Here is a 13,572-nt window from a genome sequence, read left to right on the forward strand (position 1 = left end):
CGAAACTAGTAGATCAACCAGATACGGAAGCATACGGACATCATTGACAGTCACCCTATCAAATATGGTAGGCATGTTCGCATGGATCTGAATGCGACCCGCATGTTTGTCGCTGTCGTTCAGGCGGGTAGCCTCTCAGCGGCGGCAACCCGCCTCGGAATTCCGCTTCCGACCCTAAGCCGTAGAATCCGCGATCTGGAGCGACAACTCGGAGTCCAGCTTCTGGGACGCTCGGCGCGCGGCACAAAGATGACCGATGCCGGCACTCGGTTGTACGAACAAGCCGCCCGCAGCATTGAGGCGCTGTTAGACGCTGAGCAGGCCGTCATGACCGACCAGAGCCGCTTGAAGGGACGCTTGCGGCTATCTTTTCCGCCGACGGTCCAGCCCTGGTGGGATTTGCTGGCCGCCTTTCAGGGCCGCTATCCAGATATCCAGATTTATGTCTATTCGACCGATCGTCGACTGGACCTGATCGAAGACGGCATCGATATCGCCCTTCGCGTTGGCACGATCGTTCACGAAGGCATGGTGGCGCGACAGATAATGTCCATCCGCAATATTCTGGTCGCCAGCCCGAAGCTGGTGGAGCGCTTTGGCATGCCGAACGAGCCTGCCGCGCTTCATCGTTTCCCATGTGCCGTGTGGGCATCGCGCGTCGACGTTCCCGTCCGCTGGGAATTGGGCGGACATGCAGTCGAGCCCACGGCGATTTTGTCCACGAACGACTATCAGCATTTGTGCAGCCGCGCGCTCAGCGGCGATGTCGTGACAGAGTTACCGGCCTTCCTGGCGGCCGCGCCCATTCGGGAGAAACGCCTGGTGCAATTGCTTCCGCAGTACCCGTTGCCTGAGTGGTCGATCAATCTGATCTATCCGCCCCAGCGCCATCGATCCACAATCGTGAGGGCATATCTCGACTTCTGCCAGAGCTATCTCCCGAAGATTGTTCAAGCCTGCAAAATCGATGCCGCGCTATGAGCGCCGACTGCTGGGCTGCGCTATGGTGCCAGAGCGTGGATGTGGTGCCCACCATCATCGTTCTTGGCCGTCCTACAAATCCTCCAATTGATACCGTGATGCATGCCGCAGTCAAAAGGGCCCGGCCGACAATGCCGGCCAGGCCCTGAATGTAGCACTTCTCTAAACGCCAATCCGCCAGCGGATCAGATCATCAGGCCGAGCCTCACGCCCCAAGCGGCAACCGCGCGAGATCGTCGAGCAGTTTCGGGCCGGTGGGTTCCCAGCCGAGCTTTTGCCGCGTCTTGGCGCTGGAGGCGTGCATGTCGCGTCCGGCAAAGAGCGAGAGCCAGCCGAAATAGTCCTGCGTCTCTTCCCTGCTGATGGATTTGACCGGCAGGTTCAGGCGGCGGCCGATGGCCTCGGCGATATCGCGCATCGCCACGCCTTCCTCGGCAACCGCGTGGTACCGGGCATTCGGTTCGGCACGCTCGACGACAAGGCGATACAGGCGCGCGACGTCGGAGAAATGCGCGGCCGGCCAGCGTTCGATCCCCTCTCCGACATAGGCGCAGACGCCCTTCTGCCTGAAGATCTCGATCAAGGGGGTGATAAGCCCCTGCGAGAGCGGATCATGCACTTGCGGAAGGCGCACGACGGAGACGTTGACGCCGATTTCGCTGGCGAGGATTGCCGCTTCCTCCGAAGCCGCGCGGGGATGATGGTCAGAGCCGGCGATGGCATTGTCTTCCCGGGCGGGCTCGCCCGGCACCGTGTTGGCGATGGGCGTTCCCGAGGTGATGACAAGCGGCTTGGCCGTACCGGCAAGCGCTGAGGCCAAGGTTGCGATGACGCGGCGGTCGTCTTCGCAGTTGGCGACGAAATTCGAGAAGTCGTGGTTGAAAGCAAGATGGATGACACCATCCGCTTGCGACGCTCCGCTTTTCAGGATTTCGGCATCCTCGATCGTTCCATGAAGAACCTCCGCGCCGGCGGCAGCAAGCGCGACCGCTTTCTCCTTCGAACGGCTGAGGCCAAGCACCTGATGGCCTGACGCGATCAATTCCTTCACAACATAAGAGCCGATATTTCCGGTGGCTCCAGTAACAAACACACGCATAGACACAGTCTCCTTATTTGCTGGAGACAAATCTCTGCCAATCGTTTATTCTGGTAAAGTAGTGACTTTATCATAGTAAAAGAACTAACAGGATGGCCGATCTCCTCGACACGGAAAACCCGCTCGGGACCTATCTCAGGGACCGTCGCAGCAAGCTTGACCCCTCTGCCCTCGGCTTCGCCTCAGAGCGGCGCCGGACGCCGGGGCTGCGGCGCGAGGAAGTGGCGCAGCGCGCCAATATCAGTCCGACATGGTACACATGGCTTGAGCAGGGGCGTGGCGGTGCGCCGTCTGCCGACGTGCTCGACCGCATCGCCCGCGCGCTGATGCTGACGGAGGTCGAGCGGGAACATCTGTTCTTCCTCGGCCTTGGCCGGCCGCCCGAGGCTCACTACCGCAAGAATGATGGCGTGACACCGCGGCTGCAGCGCGTGCTCGATGCCCTCGAGCCATGTCCCGCTCTCATCAGAACCGCCACCTGGGACGTCGTTGCCTGGAATCAGGCGTCGCGAGTGATGCTGGTGGATTACGAATCTCTGCCACCGGGCGAGCGCAATATCCTGCGCTTCATCTTTCTCGATCCGCGCGCCCGTGCCGCGCAATATGATTGGGAAAGCGTGGCCCGCTTCACCCTGGGTGCATTCCGCATCGACGCCGCTCGCGCAGGCGCCGTCACCCAGATCGAACCTTTCGTTGCCGAAATGTGCCGGCTCAGCCCGGAGTTCCGGGCCATGTGGCGGGACAATGATGTTCCCGGCACCCACACCGAGGCCGTCAAGCATATCCACCACCCGGTTCTCGGCCCGCTCTCTTTCGAATATTCGGCCTTTTCCGTCGACGGTCGAACGGACCTCAGCATGGTCGTCTATAATCCGGCAACGCCTGAGGATGCCGAGCGGATCAGCTCGCTATTGTCAATCTCGCCGTCGGCTCCCGTCGCCTCCGAGGGCGTTTGGCACGCCCTGAAATCCTGATAGTCCCAGACCCAGCTGGGGGAACAATTAACTCGGCGAGCATATAGGGCTGCCGGCAAGCATAAACGGGGGAGAGTGACCTGCATGAGCATAGAAAGCGACGCCCGTTTCTGGGACCGGGCTTCACGTAACTACGCCAAGGGCGCGATCGCCGATCAGGCAAGATATGAGCGCACGCTGGAGAGCACCCGCGCGCTGTTGAACTCAGGTGACAGGATATTGGAACTGGGCAGCGGAACCGGAACGACGGCGCTCAGGCTTGCGGGCGATGTTGAAGACTATCTTGCGACGGATATTTCCCCAGCGATGATTGCCATTGCCAGGGAACGTCGGATCGCCAATCCCTTGGCGAACCTCAGATTCCGCACCACGACAGCGGAAGCCCTTGCGCCTGGCCCGATGCCATTCAACGCTATCCTGGGGTTCAACTATCTGCATCTGGTCCGCGATCTCCCGGGCACGCTGCGCCACATCCATGGCCTGCTCGCGGCAGGTGGCCTGTTCATCTCAAAGACACCCTGCGTCGGTGAGATGAACCCGCTCATCCGGCTCGCCCTGTTGCCCGCGATGCGGGCGATCGGAAAGGCGCCTTACGCAGGCGTCTTTCGGGCATCGGAACTCGGCAAGCAAATATCTGCCGCTGGCTTCGATATCATCGCCACGGAAAATCACGCGACGAAGGGCAACGACAACCGGCCCTACATCGTGGCCCGCAAGAGGTAACGAAGGCACTTCCATGCCGGCACATGGCCCATCTTTCGGTTGACGCCGGCACGGACTCCGCTCTAAATTCTGCCCGTCGAAAATGGCTGGCTTGGTCTCGGTAGGCCCAGGCCCTTCTCCCAAATGGAGAAGCTCTCTTCCCACGCTCTGCGTGAGATCCCCCGACAGTCCCGGCGCCTTGCGCGCGTTCTGGGTCTGCCCGGTGGCCATCCGACGATGCTCCTTCGGCAGACCGTATTCGAAGGAGTCATTTTATGTTCGCAGTCGATAAATACCAGCCCATCCTCATCTATCTCGCCAGCGGCGTGCAGGGTGGTGCCGTCGTTCACGCCGCACTTCAACGCGGCTTCAAGGTCAGGGCGCTTGTCCGTGACCGGACGCGGGCTCCGGCACTGGCGGCGCTCGGCGTCGAGCTTGCTGAAGGCGATCTTCGCGATCCCGCCTCGCTTCGCGCCGCCAGCACGGGCATTGCCCACGCGGTGCTGCAGATCCCGATCGGATCGCAGGAAGACATGCGCATTCAGGCGGAGAATGCTGTATCGGCGTCGCTTGCCAGCGGTCTCACCTCCATCATCCTGAAGCTCGCCAGCGCCAGCCGTCCCGCGCCCTGCGAGGAGCCAAGTTTCGTCGCTAATGCGATGATCGAGGAGGTGGCCCGCCGCTCGGGCCTGCCCTTCGCCATCGTGAGACCGACCATGTATCTCGACAATCTCCTGAAGCCCTCGGCGCGGGCTGACATTGTCGAGCATGGAATATTCGCGCCGCCCATTGCCGCGTCCCAACGGATCGCATGGACCTCGACGGATGATTGCGCCCGGGCGGCCGTGACCCTGCTGGAGCGTGGCGTCGATACCGGCGATCATCGGATCGCCGGGCCGGAAAGCGTCAGTGGCGATGAACTTGCCTTGCGGATCGGCGCGGGGCTCGGGCGCGATGTCATTTATCGTCACCAGCAGCTCGATGAATTCGAGCGGGATGTCGATGCCGCGATGGGGTCGGGAACGGGACGCCGCGTCGGATCCAAGTTCCGCTTCTTCGCAGCGCATCGGGAGGAAGCGGAAGCGATATTGTCAGGGGCGTTCAAGCCGCAACCCAGCCTGGAGGATTTCCAGCCAACGGGTATCGAGGAATGGGTTCGCCAGCATAGGGCGGAGTTTTGTGACGGCCAGGCCTAGATAAAGACGCATCGATAGCAGCAAAGTCCCTCGCATCTTTTGAGGCCAAGGGCCTTTGCCACCATCCAGAGTGACGCATATTCAATCGTAGTAGCCGGGAGCCTGCCTGAAGTATGGCCAGGCTTCCGGATCATGCCCGGTAACGATCATCGCTCCGACCTGTTCGGCCACGGCGCGCAGTTTTTGAACCGAACGCACGGTGTCCACGGCCGAAGCGAGGAAGCCGGGCAGAGCCTTTTCGTTCCAGTGATCCAGCGTGTAAGCGGCATCGGTGGCCAGCAGGATTGCGCCTGATTTCGGCAGGCCTACCAGAAAGGACTGGTGGCCGACGCTATGACCCGGCGTGAACAGCATGCGCAGCGTGCCGTCGCCGTAAAGGTCATAACCATCCGTCGCAGCGCCCTCCAGAAATTGCCATTTCAGCCCGGGACGATCGAAATCGCGGCGGACATAGGCGCCGGCGGCAAACCAATCGGGCGTAAAGGCATATTCATACTCCCGACGCTGGACGATGTGGGTCGCGTTGGGGAAGCGGCCGATGGCACCCGTATGATCGGAATGGAGATGGGACAGCGCGACGAAGCGAATGTCTTCGGGTGCAACGCCAATCCTTGCCAATTGCGCGAGGCATCCCTGAGACTCGGACATAACCGGCTGGTAGCTGTCGACGACATCGCCCCAATAGTCCCGAGGATCGGCCAGGCCTTCGGCGGCGAGCCCGCCGTCGATCACCACATGGCCCTTGGGATGGGTGAGAAGAAACCACGGCACGGGTATCTCATAATCGGCACCGTTACCCTCCCCCATCCTGATATTGTGGACCTTGCATCTCTGCGTGCCCGATTGAAACATGTATAGCCTGATGTCGCTCATCGCCTTGCCTCCGGTGTATTTCGTTGATGTCATATCCCTTGTTTCGGCGATAGGCGGCCCGGCCGGTAGGCGGCATCGCCCACTTTCATTTATCGGCTGAGCCGATATATTGCCGGCATGGATCTGCTGGTGGCGATGCGCGTTTATGTCAGGGTGGTGGAGCGGGGCAGCATGTCGGCCGCCGCCCGCGATCTCGGCATGGGCCAACCCGCCGTCAGCGAGCGTATTGATCGGCTGGAGCAATATATCGGCGCACGGCTGCTCCTGCGAAACACCCGCAAACTGTCCGTCACCGATGTCGGCGCGGCCTTCTACGAGCGCAGCAAACAGGTTCTCGAAAATGCGGCCGACGCCCTGACCGTGGCCAGTGGTGATCAATCATTGCGCGGCATGCTGCGGATCGCCGCGCCCCATGGTGTGGGCGAAGTCATCCTGCCGTCGATCCTGAGCCAGATGCGCGAGCTTCATCCCTTGTTGAAAATCGAACTGATCCTCAACGACCGGATCGTCGACCCGGTGACCGAAGGCGTCGATATCTCGCTGCGCCTCGGCGATCTTGGCGAGGGCAGCTTCATTGCGAAAAGGCTCGGCCATGTCAGCCGCGTGCTGGTGGCGGCACCGGGCTACATCGAGCGGCATGGAGCGCCGGCAAGCCCCGACGAACTCGCCGACCATCCCTTTCTTCGGGTCAGCGGCCTGTTCAACAATGCGCGGCTTCCATTGGTCGGCCCCGATCAGCAAACCGAACTTGCCGCCATCGACATCGTCGTGAGCACCAGCCACTGGCGGCCCTTGCATGCCATGCTGTTGGATGGAGCGGGCATCGGCGTCTTGCAGGAGCCGGTCTGCGCCGATGATCTAGCCAGCGGCAGGCTGATACGCTTGCTGCCCGGCTTTGCCGTGCCGGGCTTCGATCTTCACGCCCTCTACCCCGCCATCAGGCCCGTTCCACCCCGGATCAGGGCGATGCTGTCCCTGCTGGAAGAGCAGCTGCCTGCAATTCTGCCGGGCTGAAGTCACCAAGATGAGTGTGAGTTCGACGGCGGCCAGACATCACGCTAGCCGATCTTTTGCGTCGCCTCGCGGGGTGTCGCCCGCAGGGTCAGCGCCCAGAAGAGAAGCGTTGCCAGGCTGATGCCGGCGCCGGAGATGCAGACGCCGGTCCAGCCCGCATGCGCATAGATGATCGTCGATGTCGAGGAGCCGATGGCGCTGCCGATGGAGTAGAACACCATATAGGCGGCGGTGAGCCTGCTCTGCGCGTCCGGCCTGACGCGGTAGATCATGCCCTGATTGGTGACGTGCGTCGCCTGCAGGCCGAAATCGATGATGAGGACGCCGACGATAAGCCACAGGATCGAGTGATCCAGCATCGAGATCGGTAGCCAGGCAAACAACATCAGCGCAAGCGCGATCCCCGTTATGCGCTGGCCATGGCCGCGGTCGGCCCAGCGCCCTGCCCTGATGGCGCCGAGCGCCCCGGCCGCTCCGGCAAGGCCGAACAGGCCGACCTCGGTGTGGGACATGAAATAGGGTGCCGAAGTCAATGGAAGGACCAGCGGCGCCAGCAGCGTGGTGATATTGGCGAAGATCAGCATGGCGATGACGGCACGGATGCGCAGGATGGGCTCTTCGACGAGCAGCGTCGCAAGAGAGCGGATGAGGCCGACATAGGAAAGGCCCGATTGCGGCCTCTGCTGGCGGGGCAGTGCCCGCCACAACAAGAGGGCGATCACCAGCGTCAGCAGCGCCGAGACGATATAGACAGTCCGCCAGCCGGAGATATCCGTCAGCGTTCCGGCGACGCTTCGCGCCAACAGGATACCGAGTACGATGCCACTTGTGACCATGCCGACGATGTGACCCCGCTCCGAAGGATGCGCGAGGCTCGCCGCATAGGCGACCAGCGCCTGCGTCACCACGGCTAGGAAGCCCACGGCAGCCATCGAGGCAAGCAGCATTGTCGCATCGGTGGAAAGGCTGACAGACACCAGTGCGAGGGCCGTCAGCAGCGATTGGATGATGATGAGCTTGCGCCGGTCAACCAGATCGCCGAGCGGCACCAGCAGGATCAGGCCCAATCCATAGCCGAGCTGCGTCGCGCCGACGATAAGCCCCGCGACCGTGCGCGAGAGGCCGAGATCGTCAGCCATGACATCGAGAAGCGGATGGGCGAAATAGGCGTTGGCCACCGCCAGGCCACTGGCCACGGCAAACAGGAGGATGGTGGCGCGCGTTAACGGCGAACTGCCTTCGGCGAAGGGCTGCTCAGAATCGAGACGCGCGATATCGTTCGCGCCGCCTGCCGGCGGCACGTTTTGCCTGATGGTCATTGCAAACTCCCGTGCTTTTAGTTTAATAATAAAACCATCGATCGACTAACATTATTGGTTTAATAATGCAACCGATCCCACAAGCAAATGATGGAGAGAGCTAGGCGAATGGTGGCGCGAAAGAGTCTCAAAGGCGATTATTGCCCGAGCGCGCGCTCATTGGACGTGATCGGTGACTGGTGGTCGCTGCTGATCGTGCGCGACGCCTTCGATGGGCTGACGCGCTTCGGCGAGTTTCAAAAGAGCCTCGGCATCGCCAAGAACATTCTGACGGAGCGCCTGCGGACGCTGGTGTCGAGCGGCATCCTGGAGCTCGTTCCCACCAGCGAGGGCGGCACGCGGATGGAATATCGCCTGACCGCGATGGGCAAGGATCTCTTCCCCGTGATGGTGGCGCTTCGCCAGTTCGGCGAGCGCCATCTCTTCGCGCCGGCGGAAGAGCATTCGCTGCTGGTGGACCGCACAAGCGGACAGCCCGTCCGCCTCGACATCAAGGCACAGGACGGCCGGTCCATCGGCCCGGATGAAACGATTATTCTGAAGGTGCCCGAGGAAGAATAAGCGTCCCCAAACGTACCATCAGAACACCAGCGATCGGTGCAACTGCGCCCCGGCCCAGGCGCCATCGCCGACGGCGAGCGTTACCGAGTGCGGGATGCGGGCAGCATCGCCGCAGGCGAAGGCGCCGGGGATGGTGGTTTCCTTCATGGCGTCGGTCTGGATCTGCGTGCCGAAGGGCGTTTCCTCGATGGTGCAGCCGAGATGTTCGGCGATCGGGGTCGCGGGCGAAACGCGCGATGCTGTGAAGAGCCCGGCGAACGGGAGAAGGCGGCCATCGGCAAGACGCACGTCGGCCTTGCCTTCCAGCCCTGTGACCAATGTTTCCTCGATGGTGACACCACGAGCTTCGAGATCGGCGCGTTGCTCGGCATCCGGAGTGAAGGATCCATTGAGGAACAGCGTCACCTCTCCCCATTCCGGCAGCAACTGCGCCTGATGCACCGAGATCGGCCCGGTGGCGATGCAGCCGATACGGCCCTGATCAAGCTCGTAGCCATGGCAATAGGGGCAGTGGAAGACGCTCTTGCCCCAGCGCTCGCCGAGGCCCTCGATGGCGGGCAATACGTCGGATACGCCGGTCGCAAAGAGAAGACGCCGGCCGTCATGGCGAACACCATCGGCTGTCGTGACGGCAAAGGCGTCCTTTTCCCCTTCCGCCCGCTCGGCCAGTCCCTCGACCCAGGTCAATGTCGGATAGGCCAGAAGCTGTTCGCGCGCCTTGCCGGCGATCTCGGCGGGGTCGACGCCATCCTGCCCGAGAAAGCCGTGTGATTCCGCGGCGAAACGATTGCGGCGCTGGCCGGCATCGATCACCAGCACCTTGCGCCGGGCACGGAGAAGCTGGAGGGCGGCTGCCATTCCGGCGTAGCTGCCCCCGATGACGATGACGTCATGGGTCATGATAATTTCCTTGTTTCACGCCAATCCGCATGACGCCGCGCGAAGTCGGCGGCGAGATCGGCGAGGGTGACGGTTTCAAAACGCTTGAGCAGCAATGCCTCGGCCTCGGCAAAGGCATCGTCGAGCACGGAATTGACCGCTTGTTCGACCAGACATTCGGGCGTTTCGTTGCGATTGCCGATGGCGAAGACCGCAGGCTCGCCGAGCGCCTCGTGCAACTGGCGCAGGGTTACCGTGCCGAGATCACTGGCAATCGTCCAGCCGCCGGTATGCCCCTTGGCCGAATGAACGATGCCAACCTCGCGCAAAAGCCCCATGGTGCGGCGCACGACCACCGGATTGGTGTTCATGCATTGCGCCAGGGTTTCGGATGTGACGGGGCCGCCCTGCTCGGCCATGTGGAGCAGGGCGTGAAGGACGGAGGAAAGGCGGCTGTCTCTTTTCATGTAACTTCAATTATTACGATTCGAAGCGACATTCAAGAGCAAAACTATTTTCGGTTACGCTCCGCGAAACGGACCTCACGCGCCGAAGCACAGATGCACACCTCATCGCCAAGCGACCATTCAGCCGCTCGTGCCGCCATGGCCGCCGGAACACCTTCAGACCCCGGTCCGGCCGGGACATCGTACGTGGCATGCGCATCATGCGGCAGCAGCACACCATAACCATGCCGCAGCGCGGCACGCGCCGTTGCGGCGACACACATCTCCGAAAGCATGCCTGATATCACCAGGTCACGCGCGCCGAACGCTGTCAGAATGGCGTCGAGATCGGTGCCGTCGAAGCCATCGTCATTGGTCTTTCTAATGACGAGTTCGCCGGATCGTGGTGGGAAATGGAGTTTCCATCCGGCCTGAAACGGCTCGTCCGGCGCCCCTGCCGGGCCATCGTTCTGCAGGAATATCACCGGCGCCCAGGCGGACCGGGCCTTCTCCAGCAAGAGTTCCACCATTGACGTCAACGTAGCATGGCCGGGAACCGCACCGGGGCCTTCCACGAAGGCATTCTGCACATCGACGACGAGCAGGGCATCGACCGGCTTGCCGAGATCGCGGGTCAATTCGTGCTTTTCTTCCATCGATACGCCTGCTTAGTGTTCCGAAGCTCCACACCATATGGATGCCGCGCAATGAGAGTTCAAAGCCTTCGGCATCGCTTCCAAGCGGGCCATCGGCGGTCAGGCAATGATGAAGACCTTACAAAAAGGCCTTCACGACCATTTCCACGCCGAGAAGAAGAAGGCAGACCAGAAACCAGCGCCGGAAGGTCGCGGGACTGACGCGGTTACGGATGACCTGCCCGGCCCACATGCCCGCCAGCGCCGGGACGATCGCAAGGGCCGACAGTGCGAGATTGTCGATGCGGAAGGCGCCATGCCATGCCAGCGCGCCGGCCAGCGCCACCGTAGAAACGGTAAAGGAGAGGCCGAGCGCCTGCACCAGATTGTCCTTTTCGAGGCCGAGCGCCTGTAGATAGGGCACGGCTGGTACGACGAAGACGCCTGTGGCGCCGGTCAACAGGCCGGTCACGAGGCCGATGACCGGCGACAGCATCGGCTCCAGCTTCGGCGGCACGCGGAGCTGGCGGGCGAGCAGCGCATGGGCGGCATAAAGCGCGAGCGCGGCACCCAGGGCACCCGTCGTCACCAGCGAATTGCCGCTGGTGAGCAAGGATGAGCCGACAAAGGTTCCGATGACGACCGCCAGCACCAGCAGACAGAAGCGCTGCGCAAGCTTGCCAAAACTCGGACCCGCCAGCAATTGCCAGACATTGGTCACAAAGGACGGGACGATTAGCAGGCTGGCTGCCGTCAGCGGCGAGATCAATGCGCCCAGCACGCCCATCGCCACCGTCGGCAGCCCCATGCCGGTGACGCCCTTGACGATGCCGGCGGCAAAGAAGGTGGCGAAGATTGCGGCAATGAGCGGTATCGAATGATCCATCATGTCCTTCCCTAGCAAATCCGGAGCCGGGCACAATGCGGATGATGCGAAGCCAGGCTTCGGCTATGCCGAAGGCTGGAGATGCGGTACTCTCCTTTCATGCACTTCGATCTGACCGACCTTCGCCTCTTCCTCGCCGTCGTCGATGCCGGGAGCATCACGCATGGGGCCGCCGATGTCGGACTTTCGCTGCCAGCGGCTAGCGAACGGTTGCGCGACATGGAGGCGAACGGCAGCGTGCAGCTTCTGGAGCGCGGGCGACGCGGTGTGACACCGACACCGGCCGGTGAGGCGCTGGCGCATCATGCCAGGCTGATCCAGCGGCAACTGGCACAGATGCGCGGCGAGCTTGGCGAACATGCGAGCGGCCTGCGGGCGACCATCCGGCTTGTCGCCAACACCGCCTCGATTGCCGAGTTCCTGCCGCAGCGCCTCGGAGATTGGATGGCAGTGCATCCGCGTGTCGATATCGAACTCAGGGAGCGCCAGAGCATCGAGATCGCCAGGGCCGTTTCGTCCGGGCTGGCGGAGATCGGCATTCTCTCGGATGCCGTCAACACGTCGGGCCTGGTGCTGCGGCCATTCGCCATCGACCGGCTTGTCGTGGTCATGCCGCGTGACCATGCGCTTGCGGCGGAAAAGAAGATCACTTTTGCCGAGATCCTGCACGAGCATTTTGTCGGGCTCGCGAGCGGCGCGCTGCAGGATCATATCGATGCGCAGGCTGCCCGGCTCGGCACGAGGCTGAAGATGCGCGTGCGGATGCGGACCTTCGAGAGCATCTGCCAGATGGCCGCCCAGGGTATAGGCCTCGGCATCGTGCCCGAAACGGCGGCACGGCGGTGCGGCCGATCCGCAGGGATTGTGGCATTGCGCCTCACAGACGGCTGGGCTACACGCCAGCTGTCGGTCTGCACACGCTCGCTGGAAGAGCTGCCGCCGCCGGCCCTGGATCTTTTCGAGCATCTGGCGGCGCGCTGACCAAAACTCCTTATTGAATAAGCAATGGCTGATCGAATAGGCTCGCCCGCGTGGCTGTCTGGGGGAGACAGTTCGTTGGGAGGTCAACATGGAAATTCAGGACGACGATCTCGATCGATTCGAGGCGGAGGGGGCAGCACCCCTGCCGGACACGGAGGCGAGCGGCCACGTCGACCATGACGGTATCAGCATATGGTACGCGTCCTATGGCACCGGCACTCCGGTGATCCTGCTTCACGGCGGGCTCGGAAATAGCGGCAACTGGGGCTACCAGGTGCCCGCGCTGATTGACGCCGGCCATCGCGTCATCGTCATCGACAGTCGCGGTCATGGCCGCAGCACACGCGATGCGCGGCCCTATTCTTACGAGCTGATGGCGTCCGATGTGCTGGCCGTGATGGATCGGCTAGGGATCGCAAAAGCCGCCATCGCCGGGTGGAGCGATGGCGCCTGCACGGGCATGATCCTTGGAAGAACCCATCCGGAGCGCATTTCCGGGGTCTTCTTCTTTGCCTGCAACATGGACCCGAGCGGCACCAAGGAATTCGTACTCACGCCGATCGTCGAGCGCTGCTTCTCCCGTCATACCAAGGATTACGCGGCCCTGTCGGCAACACCTGATGCGTTCGATGCTTTTGTTCAAGCCGTCAGCCTGATGCAACAAACCGAGCCGAACTACACCACGGACGATCTCGCTGACATCAGCGTACCCGTCGCCATCGTCCACAGCGAGCATGATGAATTCATCAAGCGCGAACATGCCGACTATCTTGCGCGGCATATTCCGGGCGCGGAACTCGTTCTTCTCCCCGGCGTCAGCCACTTCGCACCATTGCAGCGGCCGGCGCAATTCAACGCGGCCTTATTCGCCTTCCTCACTCGGATTTCGGCCTGATACGAGATTCAGTTGCGCACGTCCGATTGTTGGAATAAATGATGAGCATCATCTTATTCGACACTCCCGAGACCGATTCGCCACTGACAGGCCCTTCCGCCCCGGGGAGCAAAATCAGCTCCAGGCAGGAG

At 62.1% G+C, this 13,572-nt stretch carries 15 protein-coding genes; 8 read left to right on the forward strand and 7 right to left on the reverse strand.

The window, feature by feature from the left end; genetic code table 11:
* Positions 1–81: 81 nt before the first annotated feature.
* The gene (locus A6U86_RS33025) at positions 82–981 is read left to right on the forward strand and encodes a LysR family transcriptional regulator (RefSeq protein ID WP_068400924.1); all 900 of its coding nucleotides are present in this window, start codon (positions 82–84) and stop codon (positions 979–981) included.
* A gap of 205 nt (positions 982–1,186) precedes the next feature.
* Here A6U86_RS33025 and A6U86_RS33030 read toward each other — a convergent pair whose 3' ends face one another.
* On the reverse strand, positions 1,187–2,080 hold the full coding sequence (locus A6U86_RS33030) for an SDR family oxidoreductase (RefSeq protein WP_068400927.1): 894 nt from the start codon (positions 2,078–2,080) through the stop codon (positions 1,187–1,189).
* A 92-nt stretch (positions 2,081–2,172) separates the two neighbouring features.
* Between A6U86_RS33030 and A6U86_RS33035 the strand changes: the two genes are divergently transcribed.
* From A6U86_RS33035 to A6U86_RS33045, 3 genes are all read left to right on the forward strand, one after another.
* The gene (locus A6U86_RS33035; RefSeq protein ID WP_068400930.1) at positions 2,173–3,054 is read left to right on the forward strand and encodes a helix-turn-helix transcriptional regulator; all 882 of its coding nucleotides are present in this window, start codon (positions 2,173–2,175) and stop codon (positions 3,052–3,054) included.
* A gap of 84 nt (positions 3,055–3,138) precedes the next feature.
* Positions 3,139–3,777 (forward strand): bifunctional 2-polyprenyl-6-hydroxyphenol methylase/3-demethylubiquinol 3-O-methyltransferase UbiG, encoded by a 639-nt coding sequence (locus A6U86_RS33040; protein WP_068400933.1) that lies wholly within the window; start codon positions 3,139–3,141, stop codon positions 3,775–3,777.
* Positions 3,778–4,031: 254 nt separating this feature from the next.
* Positions 4,032–4,952 (forward strand): SDR family oxidoreductase, encoded by a 921-nt coding sequence (locus A6U86_RS33045; RefSeq protein WP_068400935.1) that lies wholly within the window; start codon positions 4,032–4,034, stop codon positions 4,950–4,952.
* Between the two features lie 81 nt (positions 4,953–5,033).
* Here the strand turns inward: A6U86_RS33045 and attM are convergent, their stop codons facing one another.
* A complete protein-coding gene (attM, locus tag A6U86_RS33050; RefSeq protein ID WP_083197066.1) occupies positions 5,034–5,825 on the reverse strand; it encodes an N-acyl homoserine lactonase AttM in 792 nt (263 codons plus the stop codon).
* A gap of 135 nt (positions 5,826–5,960) precedes the next feature.
* Between attM and A6U86_RS33055 the strand changes: the two genes are divergently transcribed.
* A complete protein-coding gene (locus tag A6U86_RS33055; protein WP_244510149.1) occupies positions 5,961–6,839 on the forward strand; it encodes a LysR family transcriptional regulator in 879 nt (292 codons plus the stop codon).
* Positions 6,840–6,883: 44 nt separating this feature from the next.
* Here the strand turns inward: A6U86_RS33055 and A6U86_RS33060 are convergent, their stop codons facing one another.
* Complete coding sequence (locus A6U86_RS33060; protein WP_083197067.1) at positions 6,884–8,158, reverse strand: MFS transporter; 1,275 nt, start codon at positions 8,156–8,158, stop codon at positions 6,884–6,886.
* Positions 8,159–8,266: 108 nt separating this feature from the next.
* On the opposite strand from A6U86_RS33060, the gene A6U86_RS33065 reads away from it, so the two are divergent.
* On the forward strand, positions 8,267–8,719 hold the full coding sequence (locus A6U86_RS33065; RefSeq protein WP_068400943.1) for a helix-turn-helix domain-containing protein: 453 nt from the start codon (positions 8,267–8,269) through the stop codon (positions 8,717–8,719).
* 18 nt (positions 8,720–8,737) lie between these two features.
* Here the strand turns inward: A6U86_RS33065 and A6U86_RS33070 are convergent, their stop codons facing one another.
* The 4 genes from A6U86_RS33070 to A6U86_RS33085 form a co-directional block, all read right to left on the reverse strand.
* The gene (locus tag A6U86_RS33070) at positions 8,738–9,619 is read right to left on the reverse strand and encodes an NAD(P)/FAD-dependent oxidoreductase (RefSeq protein WP_068400945.1); all 882 of its coding nucleotides are present in this window, start codon (positions 9,617–9,619) and stop codon (positions 8,738–8,740) included.
* A complete protein-coding gene (locus A6U86_RS33075; protein WP_068400949.1) occupies positions 9,616–10,065 on the reverse strand; it encodes an Rrf2 family transcriptional regulator in 450 nt (149 codons plus the stop codon). The genes A6U86_RS33070 and A6U86_RS33075 overlap by 4 nt, the downstream gene beginning before the upstream one ends.
* A 44-nt stretch (positions 10,066–10,109) precedes the next feature.
* A complete protein-coding gene (locus A6U86_RS33080) occupies positions 10,110–10,700 on the reverse strand; it encodes an isochorismatase family protein (protein WP_068400952.1) in 591 nt (196 codons plus the stop codon).
* 118 nt (positions 10,701–10,818) lie between these two features.
* Positions 10,819–11,568, reverse strand: a complete 750-nt coding sequence (locus A6U86_RS33085) for a sulfite exporter TauE/SafE family protein (RefSeq protein ID WP_068400955.1) — start codon at positions 11,566–11,568, stop codon at positions 10,819–10,821.
* Positions 11,569–11,664: 96 nt separating this feature from the next.
* Here A6U86_RS33085 and A6U86_RS33090 point away from each other — a divergent pair, with 96 nt between their 5' ends.
* On the forward strand, positions 11,665–12,546 hold the full coding sequence (locus tag A6U86_RS33090) for a LysR family transcriptional regulator (RefSeq protein WP_068400958.1): 882 nt from the start codon (positions 11,665–11,667) through the stop codon (positions 12,544–12,546).
* 88 nt (positions 12,547–12,634) lie between these two features.
* The gene (locus A6U86_RS33095; RefSeq protein WP_068400961.1) at positions 12,635–13,441 is read left to right on the forward strand and encodes an alpha/beta fold hydrolase; all 807 of its coding nucleotides are present in this window, start codon (positions 12,635–12,637) and stop codon (positions 13,439–13,441) included.
* Positions 13,442–13,572 lie beyond the last annotated feature (131 nt).

The organism is Rhizobium sp. AC27/96, from assembly GCF_001692325.1.
GTDB lineage: Bacteria > Pseudomonadota > Alphaproteobacteria > Rhizobiales > Rhizobiaceae > Rhizobium.

What these genes read in the sequence shown, in the direction of transcription:
- A6U86_RS33025 (WP_068400924.1), top strand. Translation starts at nt 82, where the DNA reads ATGGATCTGAATGCGACCCGCATGTTTGTCGCTGTCGTTCAGGCGGGT.
- A6U86_RS33030 (WP_068400927.1), bottom strand. Translation starts at nt 2,080, where the DNA reads ATGCGTGTGTTTGTTACTGGAGCCACCGGAAATATCGGCTCTTATGTT.
- A6U86_RS33035 (WP_068400930.1), top strand. Translation starts at nt 2,173, where the DNA reads ATGGCCGATCTCCTCGACACGGAAAACCCGCTCGGGACCTATCTCAGG.
- A6U86_RS33040 (WP_068400933.1), top strand. Translation starts at nt 3,139, where the DNA reads ATGAGCATAGAAAGCGACGCCCGTTTCTGGGACCGGGCTTCACGTAAC.
- A6U86_RS33045 (WP_068400935.1), top strand. Translation starts at nt 4,032, where the DNA reads ATGTTCGCAGTCGATAAATACCAGCCCATCCTCATCTATCTCGCCAGC.
- attM (WP_083197066.1), bottom strand. Translation starts at nt 5,825, where the DNA reads ATGAGCGACATCAGGCTATACATGTTTCAATCGGGCACGCAGAGATGC.
- A6U86_RS33055 (WP_244510149.1), top strand. Translation starts at nt 5,961, where the DNA reads ATGCGCGTTTATGTCAGGGTGGTGGAGCGGGGCAGCATGTCGGCCGCC.
- A6U86_RS33060 (WP_083197067.1), bottom strand. Translation starts at nt 8,158, where the DNA reads ATGACCATCAGGCAAAACGTGCCGCCGGCAGGCGGCGCGAACGATATC.
- A6U86_RS33065 (WP_068400943.1), top strand. Translation starts at nt 8,267, where the DNA reads ATGGTGGCGCGAAAGAGTCTCAAAGGCGATTATTGCCCGAGCGCGCGC.
- A6U86_RS33070 (WP_068400945.1), bottom strand. Translation starts at nt 9,619, where the DNA reads ATGACCCATGACGTCATCGTCATCGGGGGCAGCTACGCCGGAATGGCA.
- A6U86_RS33075 (WP_068400949.1), bottom strand. Translation starts at nt 10,065, where the DNA reads ATGAAAAGAGACAGCCGCCTTTCCTCCGTCCTTCACGCCCTGCTCCAC.
- A6U86_RS33080 (WP_068400952.1), bottom strand. Translation starts at nt 10,700, where the DNA reads ATGGAAGAAAAGCACGAATTGACCCGCGATCTCGGCAAGCCGGTCGAT.
- A6U86_RS33085 (WP_068400955.1), bottom strand. Translation starts at nt 11,568, where the DNA reads ATGATGGATCATTCGATACCGCTCATTGCCGCAATCTTCGCCACCTTC.
- A6U86_RS33090 (WP_068400958.1), top strand. Translation starts at nt 11,665, where the DNA reads ATGCACTTCGATCTGACCGACCTTCGCCTCTTCCTCGCCGTCGTCGAT.
- A6U86_RS33095 (WP_068400961.1), top strand. Translation starts at nt 12,635, where the DNA reads ATGGAAATTCAGGACGACGATCTCGATCGATTCGAGGCGGAGGGGGCA.